At 54.4% G+C, this 25,071-nt stretch carries 22 protein-coding genes and 1 riboswitch; of the genes, 12 read left to right on the top strand and 10 right to left on the bottom strand.

Annotated features, from left to right (window positions below; all coding sequences use genetic code 11):
* Positions 1-35: 35 nt before the first annotated feature.
* Entirely contained in the window at positions 36-776 is a 741-nt protein-coding gene (mlrA, locus tag N1249_RS14565) for an HTH-type transcriptional regulator MlrA (RefSeq protein WP_259830416.1), read from the bottom strand.
* Between the two features lie 218 nt (positions 777-994).
* On the opposite strand from mlrA, the gene N1249_RS14560 reads away from it, so the two are divergent.
* The 3 genes from N1249_RS14560 to N1249_RS14550 are packed head-to-tail and all read left to right on the top strand — an operon-like array spanning position 995 to position 3,910.
* Complete coding sequence (locus N1249_RS14560; RefSeq protein WP_259830414.1) at positions 995-2,680, top strand: sensor histidine kinase; 1,686 nt, start codon at positions 995-997, stop codon at positions 2,678-2,680.
* Positions 2,674-3,393, top strand: a complete 720-nt coding sequence (gene btsR / locus N1249_RS14555; protein WP_259830412.1) for a two-component system response regulator BtsR — start codon at positions 2,674-2,676, stop codon at positions 3,391-3,393. Before N1249_RS14560 ends, btsR begins: the two co-directional genes overlap by 7 nt.
* Positions 3,394-3,439: 46 nt before the next feature.
* Complete coding sequence (locus N1249_RS14550; RefSeq protein ID WP_014070994.1) at positions 3,440-3,910, top strand: DUF1456 family protein; 471 nt, start codon at positions 3,440-3,442, stop codon at positions 3,908-3,910.
* A 64-nt stretch (positions 3,911-3,974) separates the two neighbouring features.
* On the opposite strand, the gene metG is transcribed toward N1249_RS14550, so the two are convergent.
* Positions 3,975-6,008 carry a methionine--tRNA ligase gene (gene metG / locus N1249_RS14545; RefSeq protein ID WP_259830410.1) on the bottom strand — a complete coding sequence of 678 codons (2,034 nt, stop codon included), beginning with the start codon at positions 6,006-6,008 and terminating at the stop codon, positions 3,975-3,977.
* 137 nt (positions 6,009-6,145) lie between these two features.
* On the opposite strand from metG, the gene apbC reads away from it, so the two are divergent.
* On the top strand, positions 6,146-7,255 hold the full coding sequence (apbC, locus tag N1249_RS14540) for an iron-sulfur cluster carrier protein ApbC (RefSeq protein WP_259830406.1): 1,110 nt from the start codon (positions 6,146-6,148) through the stop codon (positions 7,253-7,255).
* A 91-nt stretch (positions 7,256-7,346) separates the two neighbouring features.
* Here apbC and N1249_RS14535 read toward each other — a convergent pair whose 3' ends face one another.
* Positions 7,347-7,802 carry a GNAT family N-acetyltransferase gene (locus tag N1249_RS14535; RefSeq protein ID WP_259830400.1) on the bottom strand — a complete coding sequence of 152 codons (456 nt, stop codon included), beginning with the start codon at positions 7,800-7,802 and terminating at the stop codon, positions 7,347-7,349.
* Positions 7,777-8,109, bottom strand: coding sequence for an RcnB family protein (locus N1249_RS14530; protein WP_182061725.1), 333 nt, complete (start codon positions 8,107-8,109; stop codon positions 7,777-7,779). The genes N1249_RS14535 and N1249_RS14530 overlap by 26 nt, the downstream gene beginning before the upstream one ends.
* Positions 8,110-8,517: 408 nt before the next feature.
* Between N1249_RS14530 and N1249_RS14525 the strand changes: the two genes are divergently transcribed.
* Genes N1249_RS14525 through N1249_RS14515 form a run of 3 tightly spaced genes read left to right on the top strand, consistent with a single transcriptional unit; the run spans position 8,518 to position 12,319 of the window.
* Entirely contained in the window at positions 8,518-9,657 is a 1,140-nt protein-coding gene (locus N1249_RS14525; protein WP_409193180.1) for a polysaccharide export protein, read from the top strand.
* Complete coding sequence (locus N1249_RS14520; RefSeq protein ID WP_259830394.1) at positions 9,645-10,091, top strand: protein tyrosine phosphatase; 447 nt, start codon at positions 9,645-9,647, stop codon at positions 10,089-10,091. The genes N1249_RS14525 and N1249_RS14520 overlap by 13 nt, the downstream gene beginning before the upstream one ends.
* A gap of 11 nt (positions 10,092-10,102) precedes the next feature.
* Positions 10,103-12,319, top strand: coding sequence for a polysaccharide biosynthesis tyrosine autokinase (locus tag N1249_RS14515; RefSeq protein ID WP_259830391.1), 2,217 nt, complete (start codon positions 10,103-10,105; stop codon positions 12,317-12,319).
* A gap of 53 nt (positions 12,320-12,372) precedes the next feature.
* Here the strand turns inward: N1249_RS14515 and N1249_RS14510 are convergent, their stop codons facing one another.
* From N1249_RS14510 to N1249_RS14500, 3 genes are all read right to left on the bottom strand, one after another.
* Positions 12,373-13,839, bottom strand: a complete 1,467-nt coding sequence (locus N1249_RS14510; RefSeq protein ID WP_259830389.1) for an aspartate aminotransferase family protein — start codon at positions 13,837-13,839, stop codon at positions 12,373-12,375.
* An 18-nt stretch (positions 13,840-13,857) separates the two neighbouring features.
* Positions 13,858-15,234, bottom strand: coding sequence for a diaminobutyrate--2-oxoglutarate transaminase (locus tag N1249_RS14505; protein ID WP_166716243.1), 1,377 nt, complete (start codon positions 15,232-15,234; stop codon positions 13,858-13,860).
* Positions 15,235-15,547: 313 nt separating this feature from the next.
* Complete coding sequence (locus tag N1249_RS14500) at positions 15,548-16,009, bottom strand: hypothetical protein (protein WP_259830387.1); 462 nt, start codon at positions 16,007-16,009, stop codon at positions 15,548-15,550.
* 594 nt (positions 16,010-16,603) lie between these two features.
* Positions 16,604-16,700, top strand: a riboswitch (TPP riboswitch).
* A gap of 35 nt (positions 16,701-16,735) precedes the next feature.
* Between N1249_RS14500 and thiM the strand changes: the two genes are divergently transcribed.
* Genes thiM through N1249_RS14485 form a run of 3 tightly spaced genes read left to right on the top strand, consistent with a single transcriptional unit; the run spans position 16,736 to position 19,091 of the window.
* A complete protein-coding gene (gene thiM, locus N1249_RS14495) occupies positions 16,736-17,506 on the top strand; it encodes a hydroxyethylthiazole kinase (RefSeq protein ID WP_259830385.1) in 771 nt (256 codons plus the stop codon).
* The gene (thiD, locus tag N1249_RS14490; protein WP_259830383.1) at positions 17,503-18,303 is read left to right on the top strand and encodes a bifunctional hydroxymethylpyrimidine kinase/phosphomethylpyrimidine kinase; all 801 of its coding nucleotides are present in this window, start codon (positions 17,503-17,505) and stop codon (positions 18,301-18,303) included. The genes thiM and thiD overlap by 4 nt, the downstream gene beginning before the upstream one ends.
* Positions 18,304-18,344: 41 nt before the next feature.
* Positions 18,345-19,091, top strand: a complete 747-nt coding sequence (locus N1249_RS14485) for a GntR family transcriptional regulator (RefSeq protein WP_259830376.1) — start codon at positions 18,345-18,347, stop codon at positions 19,089-19,091.
* On the opposite strand, the gene N1249_RS14480 is transcribed toward N1249_RS14485, so the two are convergent.
* Genes N1249_RS14480 through N1249_RS14470 form a run of 3 tightly spaced genes read right to left on the bottom strand, consistent with a single transcriptional unit; the run spans position 19,065 to position 22,296 of the window.
* Entirely contained in the window at positions 19,065-20,021 is a 957-nt protein-coding gene (locus N1249_RS14480) for a PfkB family carbohydrate kinase (RefSeq protein ID WP_259830374.1), read from the bottom strand. The genes N1249_RS14485 and N1249_RS14480 overlap by 27 nt on opposite strands.
* Positions 20,018-21,022 carry an ADP-ribosylglycohydrolase family protein gene (locus N1249_RS14475; protein WP_259830372.1) on the bottom strand — a complete coding sequence of 335 codons (1,005 nt, stop codon included), beginning with the start codon at positions 21,020-21,022 and terminating at the stop codon, positions 20,018-20,020. The genes N1249_RS14480 and N1249_RS14475 overlap by 4 nt, the downstream gene beginning before the upstream one ends.
* Entirely contained in the window at positions 21,019-22,296 is a 1,278-nt protein-coding gene (locus N1249_RS14470; RefSeq protein WP_014070978.1) for a nucleoside permease, read from the bottom strand. The genes N1249_RS14475 and N1249_RS14470 overlap by 4 nt, the downstream gene beginning before the upstream one ends.
* A gap of 251 nt (positions 22,297-22,547) precedes the next feature.
* Between N1249_RS14470 and fbaB the strand changes: the two genes are divergently transcribed.
* Positions 22,548-23,600 carry a class I fructose-bisphosphate aldolase gene (gene fbaB, locus N1249_RS14465; RefSeq protein ID WP_014070977.1) on the top strand — a complete coding sequence of 351 codons (1,053 nt, stop codon included), beginning with the start codon at positions 22,548-22,550 and terminating at the stop codon, positions 23,598-23,600.
* Between the two features lie 294 nt (positions 23,601-23,894).
* The gene (locus tag N1249_RS14460; RefSeq protein WP_259830368.1) at positions 23,895-25,049 is read left to right on the top strand and encodes a mandelate racemase family protein; all 1,155 of its coding nucleotides are present in this window, start codon (positions 23,895-23,897) and stop codon (positions 25,047-25,049) included.
* The last annotated feature ends 22 nt before the right edge of the window (positions 25,050-25,071 follow it).

Here is a 25,071-nt window from a genome sequence, read left to right as displayed (position 1 = left end):
GTGAAGCGCAGCTGTTAATGAACCATTAAATGCCGTTACGACTCATTCGGACCGAGCGAATAAACCGGGTAGCCGTGCTCGCGCCACTCCGTCAGCAGCTGTTGCTGCGAGGCTGTCGGGACTTCGCCACACCAGACCAGCAGCGTCTGCCCGTCAAAAAATTCGGGGCGAAACTGCGCCAGAGAGTGCGCCAGTACATCCACGCGCCAGCCCTGCTGGGTGGCTATCCACGCTTCCAGCCACAGACGGGTGGTATCGTGCACATTCCAGCCAACGACCAGCGCATCTTTTCCGTTTTTGTTTCTTGCCGAGGCAAGGCAAACGGAAATGTAATTGATCAGTACGCCATCCAGCATACTCAGCAGCGCCTGCAAGGTGGACTGCTGGCACTGCAGACGGCGGCGTAACGGGATAAAAAGATGCGTAATCAGGGTTTGCGCAGGGTAGTCGCGACCTTGCTCTTTAATCCACACACGCAGGCGTTGCAGATTCCCCGCCTGCAACAGGCGCAGCAGGGTTTCTTGTTGTTCGCGCCAGATATGCTGCGTGTCAGGATCGTCCTGGCTGAGCAACGATTTCACTTTCCCAACCTGAACACCGTTGTCGATCCAGCTTTTGATCTCGCGGATCCGGTCGATATCCGCGTCATTAAACAGGCGGTGACCACCGTCTGTTCTCTGCGGTTTCAGTAATCCGTATCGTCGTTGCCAAGCCCGTAGGGTCACGGGATTGATATCACAAAGGAGTGCCACTTCACCTATTGTGTAAAGCGCCATATTCGCCCCCTGGCTTACGCGTCCCCAGCTTAACTGTAGACCCAGATTGGTGAACCAGGAAGGATTGGCGACTTTTTGAACAAATAATGCTGAGGTTAGGTTATGTTCAGCAAAAGATGTGATACCGAACACGAATTACACCTTTTTCGGTACGCTTCAAAGAAAGTTTAACCACATCAGTGTATGTTACGCGTTTTTAGAACGTGCGGTTTGCGAGTATGTACGAGTTTAACCTGGTGTTGCTGCTGCTTCAGCAGATGTGTGTTTTCCTGGTCATCGCCTGGTTGATGAGTAAAACGCGCCTGTTCATCCCGCTGATGCAAGTTACCGTACGTCTGCCGCACAAGCTCCTCTGCTACGTTACCTTCTCTATTTTCTGCATTATGGGGACTTACTTTGGTCTTCATATCGAAGATTCGATCGCCAATACGCGCGCCATCGGTGCGGTGATGGGCGGGCTGCTCGGGGGGCCTGTCGTTGGCGGCCTTGTCGGGTTAACAGGCGGCCTGCATCGTTATTCGATGGGCGGCATGACGGCGCTAAGCTGCATGATCTCGACGATCGTCGAAGGGCTGCTCGGCGGCCTGGTTCACAGCTACATGATCAAGCGCGGTCGCCCGGATAAAGTCTTTAGCCCCATTACCGCGGGCGCTATTACCTTCATTGCGGAAATGGCGCAGATGGCCATTATTCTGCTGATTGCCCGTCCGTTTGAAGATGCGCTGCATCTGGTGGGCAGTATCGCCGCCCCGATGATGGTGACGAACACCGTGGGTGCGGCGCTCTTTATGCGCATCCTGCTGGACAAGCGCGCGATGTTTGAAAAATACACCTCGGCGTTTTCCGCGACCGCCCTCAAGGTGGCCGCCTCTACGGAAGGTATTCTTCGCCAGGGGTTTAACGAAGAAAACAGCATGAAGGTGGCGCAGGTTCTTTATAAAGAGCTGGATATTGGCGCGGTGGCGATAACCGACCGCGAGCGGTTGCTGGCGTTTACCGGAACAGGGGACGACCATCACCTGCCAGGCAAACCGATTTCATCCGCTTATACGCTGCGCGCTATTGAAACCGGCGAAGTGGTGTATGCCGATGGTAACGAAGTGCCGTATCGCTGCTCGCTGCATCCTCACTGCAAACTGGGTTCCACTCTGGTGATCCCGCTGCGTGGTGAAAACCAGCATGTAATGGGAACCATCAAGCTGTACGAGGCGAAAAACCGGCTGTTCAGCTCAATCAACCGCACGCTGGGGGAGGGGATTGCACAGCTGCTTTCGGCGCAGATCCTGGCCGGGCAATACGAGCGACAAAAGGCGCTGTTAACCCAGTCGGAGATCAAACTTCTCCATGCGCAGGTGAACCCGCACTTCCTGTTTAATGCCCTGAATACGCTAAAAGCGGTGATTCGCCGTGACAGCGACCAGGCCGCGCAGCTGGTGCAGTATTTATCGACATTTTTCCGTAAGAACCTCAAACGCCCTTCGGAAATTGTCACCCTGGCCGATGAAATTGAGCATGTGAACGCCTATCTGCAAATCGAGCAAGCGCGTTTTCAGTCGCGGCTGCACGTGTCGTTATCCGTGCCGGATGAGCTGGCGTATCAGCATCTTCCTGCCTTTACCCTGCAACCTATCGTGGAAAATGCCATCAAGCACGGCACGTCACAGCTGCTGGGCATCGGGGAGATAAGCATAGCGGCGAGCCGTTTTAATCACCATCTGGTGCTGGATATTGAAGATAACGCCGGGCTCTATCAGCCAACTGCCTCTGGCGGGTTGGGGATGAGCCTGGTGGATAAACGCCTGCGTGCTCACTTCGGCGATGCGTGCGGCATTACCGTCGCCTGTGAGCCGGACCGATTTACCCGCATTACTTTACGATTACCGCTGGAGGAAAACGCATGTTGAAAGTGCTGATTGTTGATGATGAGCCGTTAGCACGGGAAAACCTGCGCATTCTGTTGCAGGAGCAAAGCGATATCGAGATCGTTGGTGAGTGTGCTAACGCCATTGAAGCGATTGGGGCCGTACATAAACTGCGCCCGGACGTGCTGTTTCTGGATATCCAGATGCCACGTATCAGTGGGCTGGAGATGGTCGGGATGCTTGACCCGGAACACCGCCCGTACATTGTGTTTTTGACGGCGTTTGACGAATACGCCGTCAAAGCCTTTGAAGAACATGCCTTTGATTATCTGCTCAAACCGATAGAAGAAAAAAGGCTGGAAAAGACGCTTACCCGCCTGCGCCAGGAGCGTACCGTGCAGGATGTAACCCTGCTACCGGAAAACCAGCAGCCGCTGAAGTTTATTCCCTGCACCGGGCACAGCCGAATTTATCTGCTGCAAATGGACGATGTGGCTTTTGTCAGTAGCCGTTTGAGCGGCGTATTTGTCACCAGCGCCGAAGGTAACGAAGGCTTTACCGAGCTGACTCTGCGCACCCTGGAAAGCCGCACGCCGTTGATTCGCTGCCATCGTCAGTATCTGGTGAACATGGCGCACCTGAAAGAGATCCGCCTGGAAGATAACGGCCAGGCAGAGCTGGTATTGCGCGCCGGGCAAACCGTGCCGGTGAGCCGTCGCTATCTGAAAAGTTTGAAAGAGGCGATTGGCCTGTAAAGCTGGTACACTGCGCGCCATTGCATCATCGACATTCGAAGGCTCTATGCTCAGTAACGATATACTCCGTAGCCTGCGCTACACCCTGAAAGCAAACAACAACGATATGGTGCGCATTCTTGCGCTGGCCGATATGGAATCCACGTCAGCCGGTTTTGACACCTGGATGACCAAAGAAGATGAAGAGGGCTTCGTGCGTTGCCCGGACATCATTCTGTCTGGTTTCCTGAACGGCCTTATCTACCATAAGCGCGGCAAAGATGAGTCTGCGCCTGAGCTGGCGCTGGAGCGCCGTGTGAACAATAACACGGCGCTGAAAAAGCTGCGTATCGCGTTTTCACTGAAAACCGACGATATTCTGGCGATCATGACCGAGCAGAAATTCCGCGTGTCGATGCCGGAGATCACCGCCATGATGCGCGCCCCGGATCATAAAAATTACCGCGAGTGCGGCGACCAGTTTATGCGTTATTTTTTACGCGGGTTGACGGTGCGCGAGCACGCGAAAAAAGCGTAGATTGCAGGCCGGGTGCCTGGTAAAAAGACCAAAAAAAAGCCGGAAATTATCTCCGGCTTTTTTATTATTTCACCTGCTGACCAGGCTTCGCGCCTTCATCAGGGCTTAACAGGAAGATATCTTTCCCGCCAGGACCTGCGGCCATTACCATGCCTTCGGAGATGCCAAAGCGCATTTTACGCGGTGCCAGGTTAGCAACCATCACGGTCTGGCGACCAATCAGTACCTGCGGGTCAGGATACGCAGAACGGATGCCAGAGAAGACGTTACGCTTCTCGCCGCCCAGATCCAGCGTCAGACGCAGCAGTTTATCGGAGCCATCGACAAATTCCGCGTTTTCAATCAGCGCAACGCGCAGATCAACTTTTGCGAAATCATCAAAGGTGATGGTTTCCTGAATCGGATCGTCAGCCAGCGGGCCGGTAACCGGTGCAGCAGCGGCTTTCACTTCTTCTTTAGACGCTTCAACCAGCGCTTCAACCTGTTTCATCTCAATGCGGTTATACAGTGCCTTGAAGGTGTTCACTTTGTGGCTAAGCAGCGGCTGAGCAATCGCATCCCAGGTCAGCTCAGTGTTCAGGAACGCTTCTGCACGGGCAGAAAGCTGCGGCAGAACCGGTTTCAGCCAGGTCATCAGCACGCGGAACATGTTCAGACCCATGGTGCAGATGGCCTGCAGATCGGCGTCACGGCCTTCCTGTTTTGCGACAACCCACGGAGCCTGCTCGTCCACATAGCGGTTGGCAACATCGGCCAGCGCCATGATTTCACGAATCGCTTTACCGAATTCACGGCTTTCCCAGGCTTCGCCAATCGCAGCGGCGGCATCGGTGAAGGTTATATACAGCTCAGGATCGGCCAGTTCGGCAGAAAGCACGCCGTCAAAGCGTTTGGCGATAAAGCCCGCGTTACGGGAAGCCAGGTTCACCACTTTGTTCACGATGTCTGCGTTCACACGCTGCACGAAATCTTCCAGATTCAGGTCGATATCGTCGATGCGTGAAGAGAGTTTTGCGGTGTAGTAATAGCGCAGGCTGTCCGCGTCGAAGTGGTTCAGCCAGGTGCTGGCTTTAATGAAGGTACCACGAGATTTGGACATCTTCGCGCCGTTGACCGTCACATAACCGTGCACGAACAGGTTGGTTGGCTTGCGGAAGTTACTGCCTTCCAGCATTGCCGGCCAGAACAGGCTGTGGAAATACACGATGTCTTTGCCGATGAAGTGATACAGCTCGGCATCAGAGTCTTTCTTCCAGTATTCGTCAAAGCTGACGCTGTCGCCGCGCTTGTCGCACAGGTTCTTGAACGAGCCCATGTAGCCAATTGGCGCATCCAGCCAGACGTAGAAATATTTGCCCGGCGCGTTCGGGATTTCAAAACCGAAGTACGGCGCATCGCGGGAGATATCCCACTGCTGCAAACCAGACTCGAACCACTCTTGCATTTTGTTGGCAACCTGCTCCTGCAACGCACCGCTGCGGGTCCAGGCTTGCAGCATTTCACTGAAGGATGGCAGGTCGAAGAAGAAGTGCTCGGAATCACGCATCACCGGCGTAGCACCTGACACCACAGATTTTGGCTCGATAAGCTCGGTTGGGCTGTAGGTTGCGCCACACACTTCGCAGTTATCGCCATACTGGTCTGGTGATTTACATTTCGGGCAGGTGCCTTTCACGAAACGATCCGGCAGGAACATGCCTTTTTCTGGATCGTACAGCTGAGAGATGGTGCGGTTTTTAATAAAACCGTTCTCTTTCAGACGCGTGTAGATAAGCTCCGACAGCTCACGGTTCTCGTCGCTGTGCGTGGAGTGGTAGTTGTCGTAGCTGATGTCAAAGCCAGCAAAATCAGTCTGATGCTCCTGACTCATTTCGGCAATCATCTGCTCTGGAGAAACACCCAGTTGCTGTGCTTTCAGCATAATTGGCGTGCCGTGGGCATCGTCCGCGCAGATGAAGTTGACCTGATGGCCGCGCATTCGCTGGTAACGGACCCAGACATCAGCCTGGATATGCTCCAGCATGTGGCCGAGGTGGATTGAGCCGTTGGCGTACGGCAGTGCGCACGTTACCAGAATTTTTTTCGCGACTTGAGTCATAGTAGTCATTACTTCTTTTAACTGTGAAAAGGGTTTTTGATATTACCAAATGGGGCATTATTAAGTAAGCACAAACCGCGGCCTTTCAGGTAAACTTGTTCAACTAAGGTCTTATTCACAAGAACAAAGGAGTCGGGATGAGTTCGCAATCCCAGGCCAAATCACCGGAAGTCTTACGAGCAATGGTTGCCGGGATACTGGCTAATTTTCAGCATCCAACCCTGAAGCACAATCTCACTACGCTGAAAGCGCTGCATCATGTCGCCTGGCTGGATGACACGTTGCATATCGAACTGCAAATGCCGTTCGTGTTCACCAGTGCCTTCGATACGTTAAAAGAGGAGTGCAGCTCTGATCTGCTGCGCATCACCGGTGCGAAAGCCATTGACTGGAAGCTGACCCACAGCATTGCCACGCTCAAGCGGGTGAAAAACCATCCGGGCGTGAATGGTGTGAAGAATATCATCGCGGTGAGCTCTGGTAAGGGTGGGGTGGGTAAATCCTCCACTGCGGTAAACCTGGCGCTGGCGCTGGCTGCCGAAGGGGCAAAAGTCGGTATTCTGGATGCCGATATCTACGGTCCGTCGATTCCCAACATGCTGGGTGCAGAAAACCAACGTCCAACCTCGCCAGATGGTACGCACATGGCGCCAATTATGGCGCACGGCCTGGCAACCAACTCGATTGGTTATCTGGTGACCGACGATAACGCGATGGTCTGGCGTGGCCCGATGGCCAGCAAAGCGCTGATGCAGATGTTGCAGGAAACCATGTGGCCCGATCTGGATTACCTGGTCCTGGATATGCCACCGGGTACGGGCGACATTCAGCTCACCCTGGCGCAGAACATTCCGGTTACCGGCGCCGTTGTGGTAACCACGCCGCAGGATATCGCGCTGATTGATGCCAAAAAAGGCATCGTCATGTTCGAGAAAGTAGAGGTGCCAGTGCTCGGTATTGTCGAGAACATGAGTATGCATATTTGCAGCAAATGCGGGCATCACGAGCCAATCTTTGGCACCGGCGGCGCAGAGAAACTGGCTGAGCAGTATCACACCCAGTTGCTTGGCCAGATGCCGCTGCACATTACGCTGCGTGAAGATCTGGACAGCGGTAAACCGACGGTCGTGAGCCGCCCTGAAAGTGAGTTTGCTGATATGTATCGCCAGCTGGCGGGACGCGTTGCGGCGCAACTCTACTGGCAGGGTGAAGTCATTCCGGGTGAAATTGCCTTCCGCGCGGTGTAAATCCTCTTTGCTTTAGTGCCGGGTGGCGCTTCGCTTACCCGGCCTACGAAATACGGTTTTGTAGGTCAGGTAAGCGAAGCGCCACCTGACTTTACCCAAGCCGGTAGTGCATCAAGAAATACTCTCCGTCCGGAGAATCCCCCGAAGCCTCAATATGCCAGCCGTGGCGCTGGTAAAACGCGATAGCCCGTTCATTTTTCACCAGACACTTTAATGCCCCGGTGCTGGTAAACGTCTTTTGCACCTGCTCCAGCAGCAATCGTCCCACACCCAGGCTCTGGTACTGCGGGTCAACAAACAGGTTGTGCAGAAAGTTATCGTTCGTCCAGACAGAGGCAAAGCCCAGGCGGTGGCCGTTCTGTTCGGCGACCCAAATCTCTTCGTCGCGGGTTGCCGCGTCAAAGTCTTCGAGCTGCCACTCCGAACGGTTTAACCACGGCCAGGCATCGCGACGCGCGTGAAGGTATAGTGTGCGCAGGAAAGGCCGGTCGCTTTCCTGCCACGGGCGGATCGTTATTGCATCAGCGGTGATAGAAAATATCTCCATTGTACGCTTTATAGATTTTGCCATCGGCATCACCGATCAGAACATAATTCTCGCCCATATAGGTCCAGTGCGTGCCTGCATCCGGTGCCGGAAGGTTACGCAGTTGATACTGTTTGATGGTGTATTCCGGTGTCTGGTACAGCGCAGGCGCGGTGTCACCGATCTTGAATTTCGTGAAATCGGCAATGAACTCTTGTTCTGCGTATGCCTGGATGCCCGCAGGAGCTGCTGCCGCTTCGGGTGCGGAAAACGCGATACCTGCAACTGACATCAATGCGCCCAGAAGCAGTAATTTACCTTTCGACATTGTTTCTCCGATGTTTCATTTAGCGATAATCTGGCCTGTGGTTCCTTAACCAGCCAGAAACAGTGTATCTTATGACTGGCGGTGTGGCTCGTTTAAGAAAAAATGTAACAAATGGTTGTGTTTTGTCTTTATCAGAACGAGTGGTGCGATCGCACAGGTACTCAGTCGAATGAACATTCCGTCCTCAGCCATACTCTGCTTATTTTCCCCGCGGCCGTTCTGTTATTTTCTATTTCCTGCCTGTTTTTTGGATAGTATTTCGGGTCGCTTTCTGAATTTCTATTATTGCCGGACGCAATTCTTGTATTAGTACATCCTCTAACTTAGGATGCAGGCTTAATCACTCGCCGGTTATTTAATATTTATTTCCTAAATAATTCAGGCGATTAACCCATATCTGTTATCAATATAAAAATGAAAATAAGTCGAATTGTCTTGCTTATATCGGCCGTCTTTATAGCGGGCTGCCAGATGGCGCCTGGGCAGCATTTAAATACTTTCGGAAAAAATAAACCCGCGGTTGTTGACGAAGAATTTGATCTGAATAAAAGAGTCGATATTTATCCTCTTACACCGTCAGTTATTGAAAGCCTTCGTAGCGTACCGCTGAAATCACAGACTAATCCTGGACTCGATGAACAGCTCAGTCGGTGGGAATACCGTATTGGCCCGGGGGATGTACTGATGATTACCGTCTGGGATCACCCCGAGCTAACAACGCCTGCCGGGCAGTACCGTAGCGCCAGCGATACCGGCAACTGGGTTGGGGCTGACGGTACGCTGTTTTACCCGTACGTGGGGAAAATGTCGGTAGCAGGTAAAACGATAGCAGAGGTGCGCGACGGTATTACCGCTCGCCTGGAGCAGGTGATTGAAAGCCCGCAGGTGGATGTCAGCATTGCCGCGTTCCGCTCGCAAAAAGCCTATGTCACCGGCGAAGTGGTGAAATCAGGACAGCAGCCGATCACCAACATCCCGCTGACCGTGATGGATGCGGTGAACGCAGCGGGCGGTTTGTCTGCTGATGCTGACTGGCGCCACGTGGTGTTAACCCATGACGGTAAAGACGCGTCCATTTCGCTGTATGCGCTGATGCAGCATGGCGATTTAACACAGAATCACCTGTTGCTGCCGGGCGATATTCTGTTTATTCCCCGTAACGATGCTCTGAAGGTCTTCGTTATGGGAGAGGTGGTTAAACAGAGCACCCTCAAAATGGATCGCAGTGGCATGACCCTTGCCGAGGCGTTAGGAAATGCCGGTGGGTTAAATCAGAATATGGCGGATGCCAGTGGGATCTTTGTCATTCGTTCCGTATTACCGGCCAGCGACAAAGAGAAAATAGCCAGGGTGTATCAGCTGAACGCACGGGATGCGTCAGCAATGGTTCTGAGCGCGGAATTTCAGCTGGAACCCTACGATATTGTCTATGTCACCACGGCTCCGCTTTCGCGCTGGAATCGCATCGTCAGCCAGCTGGTGCCAACGATTAGCGGTGTTCACGATCTGACCGAAACGGTCCGTTATATCAGGTCATGGCCGCAATGATTATCCAGTCGATATTGGTCGTGTGCACTGGCAACATCTGCCGCTCGCCGACAGGGGAGCGTCTGCTGCAAAAATATCTGCCCGTTATCCGCATTGAGTCCGCCGGCATTTATGGCCTTGAAGGTCAGGCTGCTGACAGCCGCGCGGCGGATATGATCCGCCAGTACGGTGTTTCGCTTCAGGGGCACGTGGCGCGTCAATTGACGCACACGATGCTGCGCCAGTCCGACCTGATCCTGGCGATGGAGAGCGGGCAGATAAATCATATCTCAGCGATGGCCCCCGAAATACGAGGCAAAAGCCTGCTGTTTGGGCGGTGGCTTGATAACAAAGAAATACCCGATCCCTACGGTAAAAGTCAGGATGCATTTGAATACGTTTTTGACCTGCTGGTCAGGGCAAGTCAGGAGTGGGCCAGACGGCTCAACAGGTAAAGGACTCACCTATGTTATCGAAAAATGAATATGCCTGGGGCGAATCTACTGAGATCCAGCAGCTGGATTTGGGGCGTCTTTTCGCCGAACTGTTTGACCATCGCCTGTGCATTATTTTTGTCACCCTGTGCTTTGCTTTTATTGGGGTGACTTACGCGCTGTTTTCAACGCCGCTGTACAGTGCTGATGCTCTGATCCAGATTGAGGATAAACAACAAAACAGCCTGCTGAAGTCCCTTAACCAGCTGACACCAGGCTATATGCCAGACGCAATGGCGGAAATACAGCTGTTAAAGTCACGGATGATCCTTGGAAAAACCATCGACGATCTCGGTTTACGTTATCAGGTCACTCAGTCACGCTTCCCGCTAGTGGGCAACGGCTGGGCCAGGCTTACCGGTGAAAAACCTGGCGTACTGAGCCTGACAGTTCTGCAATTCCCGGCTCATCACACCGGTGACAACAGCCTGGCTGTCATTGTGGAAGGCCAAAACCGTTTTCGGGTCGAAGGCGCGGGGTTCCGTGCTCAGGGAACCACAGGGAGGCTGCTGAAAATGGCGGGTGTCTCGCTTCTGGTCAGCGAAGTAAACGCCCCGGTGGGCACGCGCTTTCAGGTAAAACAGCTCTCTTTGCCGCAAACCATTAATGATCTGAGCAAGCGTTTTAACGTAAAGGAGATGGGAAAAGACACCGGCATTCTGAGCCTGAGCCTGACGGGCACCAGCCCGGAGCTTATCACCCGGACTCTGAAAAGCATTGCCGAAAACTATCTTCAGCAGAATATCGCCCGCCAGGCAGCCCAGGATTCGCAAAGTCTGGATTTCCTGCAACGACAGCTGCCCAGCGTGCGTGGGGAGCTGGAGCAGGCAGAAAAGCGCCTGAACACTTATCGCCAGCAGCGCGACTCAGTTGACCTGAGCCTTGAGGCAAAGTCGGTGCTCGAGCAGATAGTGAATGTGGATAATCAGCTCAATGAACTGACCTTCCGCGAGGCGGAAATTTCGCAGCACTTCAAGAAAGACCACCCCAGCTACCGCGCCCTGCGTGAAAAACGACACACGCTGGAGGAGGATCGCACCCGCCTGAGCCGGCGTGTTACGGAAATGCCCGCAATGCAGCAAGAGATATTGCGTCTTAGCCGGGACGTCGATTCAGGCCGTGCTATTTATCAGCAGCTGTTGACTCGCCAGCAGGAGCTGAATATCTCCCGCTCAAGTACGATAGGCAATGTGCGCATTATCGATGAGGCGCTCATGTCTCCTGAGCCTGTTCAGCCGCGTAAGCTGTTGATAGTGGTCCTTTCAACGCTGACGGGCCTGATCCTGTCGGCCGGTTCGGTAATGGCCAGGGCGGTTTTTAAGAAAGGGATAGATTCCCCGGAGTTGCTGGAGGCGCATGGTATTAACGTCTATGCCACTCTGCCTCGTTCATCCTGGTTGCGGGATAAAACCCGGATCCCGAAAATGCATCTCTTTGGCGCTGCCGAGAAACACAAAACCACCAACGTGCCATTTTTACCCATCGACAGACCGCTGGATATTTTCGTTGAGGCGGTGCGTGGGCTGCGAACCAGCCTGCACTTTGCGATGATGGATGCTGAAAACAACATTCTGATGTTCAGCGGGCCGACGCAAAACTGCGGCAAGACGCTGGTCAGCACCACCCTGGCGGCACTGGTGGCTCAGGTGGGGGAGAAGGTATTGCTGGTGGATGCCGACATGCGCAAGGGCTATGTTCACAACATTTTCCCGCTGAAAAATGATGCGGGATTATCCGAAGTCCTGTCCGGGAAAGTGTCGTTCCAGCAGGCCATCCAGACCTATGAAAATGGGAAATTTGACGTGGTGACTTGCGGGCAGATCCCGCCAAATCCTGCGGAACTACTGATGCACGAACGCTTTCGTAAATTTATCCAGTGGGCCAGTGAACGCTATGACATGGTGATTGTTGATACACCGCCTGTCCTGGCAGTGACGGATGCGGCACTGGTTGGCAGCCTTGCCGCATCGACGCTGTTAGTGGCGCGCTATAACGTCACCAGTGTGAAAGAGATGCTTGCCTGCACGCGACGACTGCAAAAAATGAACGTGAATATTAAGGGCGTTATCGTCAATGACGTGGTGAGATCGGCGGTGAGTTATTACAGCGCTGGCTACAACCTGCATGGCGATGATGATGAGAAGGTCACTTACGTGAAAGGGAAAAAACGCAGGGCGGGAAACAGATAAAGGGTAGGTAAGAAGAAACGGGTGAGGGCGAATGCCCGCACCCGTTAGCAATATTACTTCGCCAGAACTTCCTGCGCAGTACGCTCAACCAGAGACAGCAGGACTTTGATGTCCTCCAGCGTCACGGTTGGGTTCAGCAGAGTCAGCTTCAGGCAGGTGACGCCGTTATGCTCGGTGACACCGACGTTGGCACGGCCGGATTCCAGCAGCGCATCGCCGATTTTCTGGTTCAGCAGCGCAATGCCCGCGTCATCCATCTGCATCTGCGGACGGAAGCGGAACAGCACGCTTGCCAGCTGAGGTTGCATCACCAGTTCAAGAGCTGACTGCTCTTTCACATACGCAGCAACCTGCTGTGCCAGGGTTACACCGTGATCGATGATCGCAGCGTATTGCTCCTGACCCAGTGCTTCCAGGCTCATCCACAGTTTCAGCGCATCGAAACGACGCGTGGTTTGCAGAGACTTGGATACCAGGTTAGGCACGCCAGCTTCTTCGTCGAACTCAGAGTTCAGGTACGCCGCCTGATAGCGCATCAGCTCATAGTGACGCGCTTCTTTCAGCAGGAACGCGCCGCAGCTGATGGTCTGGAAGAACTGCTTGTGGAAGTCCAGGGTAATGGAATCCACCAGCTCGATGCCGTCCAGATAGTGACGATACTGCTCAGACATCAGCAGCGCGCCGCCCCAGGCCGCATCAACGTGTACCCAGATATTCTGCTTCGCCGCCAGCTCAGCAATCGCGCGCAGCGGATCGATAGCACCGGCATCGGTCGTACCTGCTGTCGCGACAATCGCCAGGATCTGTTCGCCGTTGGCGTTGCACTGCTCAATTTTCGCCGCCAGATCGCTCAGATCCATACGGGAGAATTCGTCAGTTTTCACCTGCACCACGGACTGGTAACCCAGGCCCATCAGCGCCATGTTTTTCTGCACGGAGAAATGCGCGTTTTCGGAGCACAGCACGCGAATTTTACGCAGATCGCCAACCAGACCATCTTGCTGGACAGAGTGGCCCAGACGCGCAAAGAACGCATCACGTGCCAGCATCAGCCCCATCAGGTTGCTCTGGGTGCCGCCGCTGGTGAAGACACCTGCGTCGCCAGCCTGATAACCCACGCGGGTACGCAGCCATTCGATCAGTTTGATTTCGATGATGGTTGCGGACGGGCTTTGATCCCAGGAGTCCATACTCTGGTTAGTTGCGTTAATCAGCACTTCCGCTGCCTGGCTTACCACCAGGCTTGGGCAATGCAGGTGCGCAACACACTGCGGGTGATGAACGGACAAACTGTCTTTCAGGAAGAACTCAACGGCACGTTCAATCGCCGCGTCGTTGCCCAACCCCTTCGGGTTGAAATCCAGCTTAATACGGTCGCGCAGTTCCGCGACCGTTTTGCCCTGATACATCTCAGGCTGTTTCAGCCACTGCATCACAGCCTGAGTGCTTTGTTCAATCGCCTGCTGGTAAGCTTCAATGCTCTGCGCAGAGGAGAACAAAATTGGGTTTGAATCAGACATCGTAATCAATAACTCCGGTTACGCCGGGCGAACGCCCGCAGCAAGCAGTGCCTGCTCGAATTTATCCAGGAAGATCTTCAGCTCTTCATCGCTGATCAGCAGAGAAGGCAGCAGACGCAGCACAATGCCGTTACGACCGCCACGTTCCAGAATCAGACCGGCTTCGAAGCACTTCTTCTGAATCAACGCAGACAGCTCGCCATCACCCGGGTAGCAACCCATGTGGTCAGCCGCTTCGTGTGGCTTAACGATCTCGATACCGATCATCATGCCCAGACCACGAACGTGACCGATTACCGGATAACGTTTTTGCAGCTCAGCCAGCTGTGCTTTCAGCCATTCGCCTTGCGCAGCCACTTTGCCCGCGATGTTCTGGTCTTTGAGGATTTTCAGCGTCGTCAGACCGGTTGCCATCGCCAGCTGGTTGCCGCGGAAAGTACCGGTGTGGTGACCTGGAGCCCATGCGTCGAACTGCTTTTTGATACCGAGCACGGCCAGTGGCAGACCGCCACCTACAGCTTTGGACATCACGATGATGTCTGGCTCGATGCCTGCGTGTTCGAAGGCGAAGAATTTACCGGTACGGGCAAAGCCTGCCTGAACTTCGTCGAGGATCAGCAGAATTCCGTGTTCCTGAGTCACTTTACGGATGCGCTGCAACCACTCAGCCGGAGCCGGGTTCACGCCGCCTTCGCCCTGAACCGCTTCCAGAATAACGGCAGCAGGTTTGCGCACGCCGCTTTCTACATCGTTGATCAGGTTATCGAAGTAGTAAGTTAGCGCTTTCACGCCCGCTTCACCGCCGATACCCAGTGGGCAACGGTACTGGTGCGGGTAAGGCATGAACTGAACTTCTGGCATCATGCCGTCAACCGCTTCTTTCGGAGACAGGTTGCCGGTCACGGACAGTGCGCCGTGGGTCATACCGTGGTAACCACCAGAGAAGCTGATGATACCGCTACGGCCGGTGACTTTTTTCGCCAGTTTCAGTGCTGCTTCAACAGCATCGGCGCCAGATGGGCCGGTGAACTGCAGGCAATACTCTTTGCCCTGACCAGGCAGCAGAGACAGCAGATATTCGGAGAACGCGTCTTTCAACGGCGTAGTCAGATCCAATGTATGTAACGGCAAGCCGCTGGTAATGACATTTTGGATGCTTTTCAGCACATCAGGGTGGTTATGGCCAAGCGCAAGGGTGCCTGCGCCTGCTAAACAGTCAAGGTATTCTTTATTATCTGCATCGGTGATCCACACGCCGTCTGCTTTAGTGATAGCTAAAGGCAGCTTGCGCGGATAACTCCTGACGTTAGATTCAAACTCGGCCTGACGGGCCAGATAGGTTTCGTTGCTTTTATGGGCATCTACGGTGTCAATACGGACTTTATCCGTCATCATATCACTCCTACAACCGCAGCTTCGTTATGCGCCACGATTGAATAAAAAGTTAAAAAACAGATGGGGGCCTGGAAAAAACGCCGCCAATATAGAGCCTTTTGCCACGGGGCTCAATGGTTAATTTGTTTACTGTTTTGTTACATGGCGCTCAGGGGGAGGAATATCCTCGTTTTGAGAAAGAAAGTAGTGAATTCTGATTAATAAAAACAGCATGTTACGCTGACTTCGTCGTGACTGTAAAAGTCGGGGATAGAGTGTTACAAATCGTGCCTTTTTTTGCCGGAAAAGGAGGCTTAATGCCTCCTCCGCTTCGTTATTTCTGTGTCACCTGCAAAAGTCCGTGCTCGCGTCCTTTGGCTTTATTCCACGAAGCATCCGTAATACCGTTCTCATCAAGGCTAATGGATATAACAAATCCGTTACCATGTATTTCATAAAAATTAGCATTCAGGCGTTTAACGGTCGCTTTTTTACCATTTACCGTTGCGCTAAAAAAGCCATTCGAAAGAGTGGCATTCAGTTCGTTCGAGGAAAACGACGCTTCACGCAGGGGATCGTGGACCTTAGCTTCTTGCGCATGTTGTACTGCTGCGGCGGCATTCTCCATCGCTTGCTTTTCAGCCGCTGCGTTTACCGCTGCCGTCCGGTTTTGCTCGGCAAGGTAGCAGGTATCGCGGCTGATGCCCTGCGCTTCGCATTTCGCCATCCGATCCGCCTGGGTTGTACAACCCGCCAGCGTTGAAAGGGTCACGGCTATCATCACTAACTTTTTCATTATATGACCTTGATTATTGAAAACGACACAGAATCAATTCGTTTATTTACCTGGCCGCTATAAGCACTGGTTTATTTGCGTAAAATAAATCACGCCAATAAAAATGCCCGTCGCAACCAGGCATAAAGACACTATTGCGCTATATATGATTAATTTCATCGAATTAATATCAATATGACGAGTAAGGAACGTCGTAAATATTATAAATTATCGTAGAACCTGTTTGAGTGTGTGTTTCTTTAGTAGCAACACTGATAACGGAGGACAACTATCCAATATCAGGACGGTCTCCATTTTGATGTAGATCACCTTTGTCACTATTAGATAAGCCCATGATTATATAAATGCTACATCCATAACATGTTGTTTTTGATGGGTATTGGTGAGTGGCGTACAAGCGGGGTAAATCAGGCTGAACGTTTAATTACTCATAAATCAATAACATTAAATGTATGCATTTAAATATAGTTGCAGCAAAAAATAATGGATAAAAATTTGATTGTTTAGCGTTGGTATCACTGAGGGAGCCGAAAGGGACAGGGCTTGCTATTACGTGTCGCTTACCTTAGTCTGCCCCTGTTACAGCATTTTGTGTAATTTGACTCGGGGTGCCCTTCTTTGTGAAGGCTGAGAAATACCCGTATTACCTGATCTGGATAATGCCAGCGTAGGGAAGTCAGATGCCTTCCCGGTCATCGCTTCTTCACGCAAGGCAGGAGCGAAATCATGCAGCCTGACCTGCTCGACTTACACGTTTTACATCAGTTCCGAACCCGTTCCCCGCTCACGCACTGCATGACCAACGATGTCGTGCAAACCTTTACCGCTAATGTGCTGCTGGCGCTTGGCGCCTCTCCGGCGATGGTCATTGAAGAGGAAGAAGCTGAACAGTTCGCCGCCTTTGCAGACGCGCTGCTGATTAATGTCGGCACACTGACCGCCCCGCGCGCGCAGTCGATGCGCCGGGCGATAGAGAGTGCCGTTGCCGCAGGTAAACCCTGGACGCTGGATCCGGTTGCGGTCGGCGCGCTCACGTTCCGCACCCGTTTTTGCCATCAAATCCTCGCGCTCAAACCTGCTGCTATTCGCGGTAATGCCTCGGAAATTCTGGCGCTTGCCGGAATGAGCGCCGGTGGCCGTGGCGTTGATACCACCGATACGGCCGCAAGCGCACTGCCCGCGGCGCAGGCGCTGGCGCGACAGACCAACGCCATCGTGGCGGTCACAGGGGAAGTCGATTACGTCACTGACGGGCTGCGAACCCATACGGTTACAGGGGGTGATCCGCTGATGACACGCGTTGTGGGAACCGGATGCGCGCTTTCGGCGGTGGTGGCTGCCAGCTGTTCATTGCCGGGTGACCGGCTGGATAACGTGGCAGCAGCCTGTGGGTTTATGAAGCGCGCAGGAACGGTCGCCATTCAACATTCCCGCGGTCCCGGCAGCTTTGCCAGTGCGTTTCTCGATGCGCTTTACACCCTGGAGGAACAGGCATGAAGCGGATTAATGCACTGACCATTGCCGGCACTGACCCAAGCGGCGGCGCGGGTATTCAGGCCGATCTGAAAACCTTCTCGGCGCTGGGGGCCTATGGCTGCTCGGTGATCACTGCTCTGGTGGCGCAAAACACGCGTGGCGTGCAGTCGGTTTATCGCATTGAGCCTGATTTTGTCGCAGCACAGCTGGACTCGGTGTTCAGCGATGTGCGCATCGACACCACAAAAATCGGGATGCTGGCGGAGACAGATATTGTTGAAGCGGTGGCTGAGCGGCTTAAACGTTACCAGATACAAAACGTGGTGCTTGATACCGTGATGCTGGCCAAAAGCGGCGATCCGTTGCTGCCTGTTTCTGCTGTCGAGACGCTGCGACAAAAACTGCTGCCGCAGGTGGCGCTGATCACGCCAAACCTGCCAGAAGCCGCAGCGCTGCTGGATGCGCCGCACGCGCGTAATGAACGCGAAATGAAAGAGCAGGGCAGCGCGCTGCTGGCCATGGGCTGCGGCGCGGTACTGATGAAAGGCGGCCATCTCGATGATGTTGAAAGCCCGGACTGGCTCTTTACCCGCGACGGGGAAATGCGTTTTACCGCGCCGCGGGTGCAGACCAAAAACACGCACGGTACGGGCTGTACGCTCTCGGCGGCGCTGGCGGCGCTGCGCCCGCGACATAATTCCTGGGCAGATACGGTGCAGGAAGCCAAAACCTGGCTCTCTGCGGCGCTGGCAAAAGCCGATACTCTGGAAGTGGGTCACGGTATTGGGCCGGTTCATCATTTTCATGCATGGTGGTAAGCCGTATACTGGCAGTAAACACCACGCCTGAGAAAACACAGATGGAACAAGCGCATACCCGGTTAATCGAGCAGCTTAACGAACGGATCGCCGCGCCGGACAACACGCCGCTGTACCTTAAGTTTGCCGAAACGGTCAAAAATGCCGTGCGCAGCGGCGTGCTGGAGCACGGGAATATTTTGCCGGGCGAACGCGATCTGAGCCAGCTGACCGGGGTGTCGCGCATCACTGTGCGTAAGGCGATGCAAGCGCTGGAAGAAGAGGGCGTGGTCACGCGCGCCCGGGGTTACGGCACGCAAATTAATAATATCTTTGAATATTCCCTCAAAGAGGCGCGCGGATTTTCTCAGCAGGTGGTGTTACGCGGGAAAAAGCCCAATACGCTGTGGGTCAATAAGCGAGTGGTGAAATGTCCGGAAGAGGTCGCCAGCCAGCTGTCACTTGCGCCGCAAAGCGATGTCTTCTTACTTAAGCGTATTCGTTACGTGGATGATGACGCCGTGTCGATTGAGGAGTCCTGGGTTCCGGCAGGATTAATTCACGACCCGGATGCGATTGGTATTTCGCTGTACGATTATTTCCGCAGCCAGAATATTTTCCCGCAGCGCACCCGTTCCCGCGTCAGCGCCCGGATGCCGGACAGCGAATTTCAGGCACATATCAAAATGGACGATAAAATACCGGTGCTGGTGATAAAGCAGGTTGCGCTTGACCAACAACACCGGCCCATTGAGTACAGCATCAGCTATTGCCGAAGCGATCTATACGTCTTTGTGTGCGAGGAGTAACGCGTCCCGCGTAGGGGCGCAATCACCGCCCCGATGGCTGACCACCCACGCTGCGACCGCGTTGCCAAGCTGCACCGCATCGGCCAGGCTCCATCCCGCCGCCAGCCCGGCAAGCGTACCGCCCGCATGGCTATCGCCTGCGCCGATGGTGTCCACCACCGTGGCAGGGAAGGCCGGAACATACCCGCTATCGTCCCCGTTAAAATACCCTGCGCCGTCTTTATCGTGACGCACGATCAGCGCAGAGGCGAACCGCTTTTGCCAGTGCGCGCCTAATGACTCCGGATCCATGCCAAACCTTTCGGCGGCAATCTCTGCCTCCTGGCGATTAAGCGACACAATAGGCTGACACGCCATAATGCGCGCCATCAGCGTATCGGGGATATCGGCAATGCGCGGGCCAAAGTCGATAAACGCCGTCACGTTGTGCAGACCTTCCAGCCATGTCGTGAGCAGCTCGCCGCAGGGTGACGCCAGCTGGTAGCCGGATAAATACACCAGGCTTGCGGGCGGTACGTCGAGCGCATCCAGCCAGGGTTGTTGCCACTGGTTTTCCACGCCGCTGAACGACATAAACGTGCGTTCCCCGTCAGGCTCGACCAGCGCCAGACACCAGCCGTTGTCGCCCGTTTCGGCTTCCACCGCACTGTGCAGATCCTGTTTTGCCATTGCGTTACGGATGATGTCCGCCCATACGCCGTGGCCGACGGGCAATGCGTTTTGCGCGGTAATGCCAAGCCGTTTCAGCGCAATGGCAATGTTCAGCGCACAGCCACCAATGTTCACGCCCTGCTGTTTGAGCTCGATATCACACCCGCGCCACGGCAGGGCGTAGGCATCAGCAATGACGTCAATCACTGCCGCACCCAGCACCGTTACCGGGCGTGTAGCCTGTAATGTCTCAAGGTGACGGGCAAAATCTGACGTCATACGCCCTCCCTTTGCTCCCGGTAGTGCAGTAATTTTGCGCAGTAATGACCAAAGTCGAGCTGGTTAACGGCATCGAGTTCATCCTTAAGCGCCGGATCAATCGCCTGCACGCCATGCAGCGCGCCGCAGATGGCCGTTGCCATCGCCCCGATGGTGTCAGTATCACCGCCCAGGTTGGCACATAAAATGGCGCAGCGATTCGGATCGGTTCCTGCCAGTTCAACCATCGCAATGGCAGCCGGAACCGATTCAATGGTACTGGTGCCTGCACCGACGAGTTGATAAACCTGCTCGCTGGCGGATTCGATCCCTTTTGCATTACGCACGGTGTGTAGTGCCAGTTCGATACGCGCGGCCAGAGAAGCGCTGAATGTGGTGGGCTTCGCTTCCTGAGCGTAACGGGCGATACCGGGCAGGGCATCAACGATGTTCTGCCAGCGCTCGCCGTCGATGGCGCGTGAAATCGCCCAGGCAATCACCACCGCCCCGGCAATCGCGAGGTCAGATTTATGCGTGGGGCTGGAGGCCAGCGCTACCTGTTCGACAAAGTGTTCAAGACGGGTGGCGGGCAGCAAACATCCTAGCGGGGATGCGCGCATGGCCGCGCCGTTGGTTACGCCGTTGTTCTCAAGCGCACTCACCGGTTTACCATCGCGGATGGCATTCAGCGCGATTTTGGACGTTGGGCCAAGTACGTTTTTGTTAAACGCGTCGAATGATTCGGCCCAGTGCAGAATATGTCTGCCGATGACATCCGCATTGATCTGCCCGTCGCATTCGATAATCGCATCGGCCAGGCACAGCGCCATTGAGGTGTCATCGGTAAACTCTGCCCGGTCAAAATAGCAGGCCGCGTTGTTCTCGGCCGGCCCCGGTAAGAAGCGGTCTATCCAGCCGAAGTGGGCTTTCACACGACTTCTTGGCCACAGTTCCGATGGCATCCCCATCGCATCCCCTAACGCCTGCCCGTAAAGAGCACCGAGAACACGTTCGTGTTTCATTTAACTTCCCCTTGTGTCAGCGCGGTATCGCCATCAACCACCTCAATTGCGGTGATCTCTTTATCCGATTCGCGGAAAAACAGCATAAACATCACGGCGATCACGGCAATCATGATCCCACCAAATGCCCACATTCCGGCCCAGTTGAAGGTCAGCCCGTTCACCGGCTCTTTGTATGCGAACATTTTTTCCATCATCACGCCGCCCAGGCGGTAACCCAGCAGGCTACCAAAGCCCTGACAGCACAGCGTGATCAAGCCCTGTGCGGCAGTACGCATATGCGCGGGCGCTTTTTTATCGACATAGATGTACGCGGTCACGTAATAGAAGTCATAGCTCACCCCGTGCAGCAGAATGCCGAGGAACAGCAGGGCGTAAGTGAAGTATTGCTCTGCGCCGCCGTAAACAAAGAAGCCGTAGCGGATGGCGGCGGTGATAAGCCCCAGCAGCAATACCTTCTTAATACCAAAGCGTTTGGTGAAGAACGGCAGCGCCAGCATAAAGAAGATTTCAGAGAACTGGCCAAGCGTCATCCAGCCGGTGGCGTTTTTCATGCCCACTTCGGTGAGATAACCGTTGGCGAAGATGTAGTAAAACGCCAGCGGCATGGCGAACAGGAACGAGCAGCAGAAGAACACCAGGAAGTTCTTGTCGCGCAGCAGGATCAGCGCATCAAGCCCCAGCATCACTTTGATGTCCAGTTTGCCGGTGCTCTTCGGTGGCGTATTCGGCAGGAACAGCGCAAACACGCCGAGCAGCGCGGAGCTGGCGGCGGTCATCAGCAGCGGGATATTGGTGTCCGAGATATCGTTATAGCCCATCATCTGCGGCAGAAAACCGCAGGCCAGGCCGGAGGCGATCCAGCCGATAGTGCCCATCACGCGGATACGCGGGAAATCGGCCTCAACATCGTCCACGTTAGAGAAGGCGATACTGTTGGTCAGGGCGATAGTGGGCATATAGGTCAGGGAATATGCCAGCAGCAGCGGGAAGAAGGTGGCGAACTGGGTTTGCTGCGCGGCGAAGTACATCAGTACGGCACCGGCAAACATCAGCACCGCCAGCACTTTCTGGGCGGCAAAGAAGCGGTCGGTCAGTGAGCCGACAAGGATCGGCGAGAGGATCGCGGCGATCGCGGTACAGGCATAAGACCAGCCGATTTCCCCGGCGCTAAAGCCGCTTTTACTCAGCCACAGCCACAGCGGCACAAACCACGCGCCCCAGATAAACCATTCAACAAACATCATGAATGACAGTTGGACTTTCGTTTTCATTGTTTAATCCTGCATGTCAGAGAGGGTACTCCTTTAACATACCATTCAATAATACCTTTTAAATACCTTTGTGGTGATTGTTTGATCGATGTAACATTTTTGTTGTACACGAATCGAGCCAGCAGATTGTGCTGAAAAAAATCCCGGCTGGTGGAAAATCTGTTAAGTCAGTACCAGGCTTAGTCTGCCCGCAAAAATGTGGGTCTGGATATCACTCACCGACACGACGTCGGAATTACGGGAGCATCACTATGACTGATATTGCGCAGTTGCTTGGCAAAGACGCCGACAGCCTTTTACAGCATCGTTGTATGACCATTCCAGCCGACCATCTCTATCTGCCCGGTCACGACTATGTCGACCGCGTGATGATAGACAACAACCGCCCGCCAGCCGTTCTGCGAAACATGCAGACGCTCTACAACACCGGGCGTCTGGGCGGAACCGGGTATCTGTCCATTCTGCCGGTTGACCAGGGCGTTGAGCACTCTGCGGGGGCATCCTTCGCGGCGAATCCGCTCTATTTCGACCCGAAGAACATTGTAGAGCTGGCGATTGAAGCGGGCTGCAACTGTGTCGCGTCGACTTACGGCGTGCTGGCCTCGGTGTCCCGCCGTTACGCGCACCGCATTCCTTTCCTGGTGAAGTTGAACCACAACGAAACCCTGAGCTACCCAACCGAATATGACCAGACGCTGTATGCCAGCGTTGAGCAGGCCTTCAACATGGGGGCGGTGGCGGTTGGAGCGACCATCTATTTTGGCTCTGAGCAGTCTCGTCGTCAGATTGAAGAGATTTCAGCCGCCTTTGAGCGTGCGCATGAGCTGGGAATGGTGACCGTGCTGTGGGCCTATCTGCGAAACAACGCGTTCAAGAAAGACGGTGTGGATTACCACGTCTCCGCCGACCTGACCGGCCAGGCAAACCATCTGGCGGCGACCATTGGCGCAGATATCGTGAAGCAGAAAATGGCCGAGAATAACGGCGGCTATAAGGCGGTGAATTTCGGTTATACCGACGACCGTGTTTACAGCAAACTGACCACCGATAATCCGATCGATCTTGTGCGCTACCAGCTGGCGAACTGCTATATGGGCCGCGCAGGGCTGATTAACTCCGGCGGTGCGGCAGGCGGTGAAACGGATCTGTCAGACGCGGTACGTACAGCGGTTATTAATAAACGCGCGGGTGGCATGGGGCTGATCCTCGGCCGTAAGGCGTTTAAGAAATCGATGGCCGACGGCGTGAAGCTGATTAATGCGGTTCAGGATGTGTATCTGGATAGCAAAGTGACCATAGCATAATCTCTGACTTCGCCCTCTCTCACAGGGAGAGGGCTGGCATGAGGGCATCAGACACCATCCAACTCAATTCGAAATAACATTTCATTTCATTCAAACACCCGTCCCGATCGACATCACATTTCAGATCCCTTTTGTGAAAACTGTCACTCCTTCCCGTGCATATGCACAAAAAATGGCCGATGCTTAGCGGAATTTGTCTAAGGCAGCGGACGAATTTTGCGCTTAAAGTTAGTTTCGAAACAGCTTTTCAAATTACAAAATCGCTCTGAACCTCTGTAGTGTTAAGGACTGATAATGAAAATAGAATCTGTAAACGTCACCGTCTTCCAGTACCCGACGCGTCGGGTTTCCGACAGCGCCGGGCATTCGCATCCGGGGCCGGAAAGCATGGCCAAAATGGCGATGCTGACCATCACGGCAGACGATGGCACCAAAGGGTACTCCTTCGCGCCGCCGGAAGTGGTGCGTCCCTTTGTGGTCAATACCTTCTTTCGCAAAGTGCTGGTCGGGCAGGACGCGTTCAACCGCGAACGCATCTGGCAGGATCTGGCGCACTGGCAGCGCGGCAGTGCACATCAGCTGACCGAGCGTGCGCTGGGCTTCGTAGAACAGGCGCTGTGGGATCTCATTGGTCGCAAACTCAACGTGCCGGTCTGGAAATTGCTGGGAGGCTACCGTGACAAAGTCCCGGCCTATGGCAGCACCATGTGCGGCGACGATCTGCCCGGTGGGTTGTCGACTCCGGAAGAGTACGCCAGTTTTGCCGAAAAGCTGGTGGCACGTGGGTATAAGGCCATCAAGCTGCACACCTGGATGCCGCCGGTTTCCTTCGCCCCAAACCCGAAAATGGACGTCAAAGCCTGTGCTGCTGTGCGTGAAGCCGTCGGCCCGGATATTGACCTGATGATCGACGGGTACCACTGGTACAGCCGTGCGGAAGCGCTCTACATCGGTAAAGAGCTGGAAAAACTCAACTTCGCCTGGTTTGAAGAGCCAATGGAAGAAGAGAGCATGGCCTCCTACGTATGGCTGGCGGAAAACCTGTCGATCCCGATTATCGGGCCGGAAAGCCTGGGCGGAAAACACCACAGCCGTGCGGACTGGGTCAAAGCCGGGGCGTGCGACATCCTGCGTGCCGGGGCAAACGGCGTGGGCGGCATCTCCCCAACCCTGAAAGTGGCGCATCTGGCCGAGTCGTTCGGGATGGACTGCGAAGTTCACGGTAACGGCGCGGCAAGCCTGGCGGTGATCGGCGCAATCAAAAACTGCCGCTGGTACGAGCGTGGCCTGCTGCACCCGTTCCTCGACTACGACGAACCGGCGGCGTACCTCAACAGCCTGGTCGACCCGATGGATGAAAACGGCATGGTCAGCCTGCCGACCCGCCCGGGACTGGGCGAAGACATTAATTTTGCATATATCGAAGCCAATACCGTCAGCCACGACTGACAGATAAAAACGTACCCTACAG

Origin of the sequence: Enterobacter sp. CP102, from assembly GCF_025152625.1 — a bacterium.
GTDB lineage: Bacteria > Pseudomonadota > Gammaproteobacteria > Enterobacterales > Enterobacteriaceae > Enterobacter > Enterobacter soli.
The sequence above is the reverse complement of the archived record's forward strand: the minus strand, read 5'-3'. Positions and strand labels throughout refer to the sequence as shown.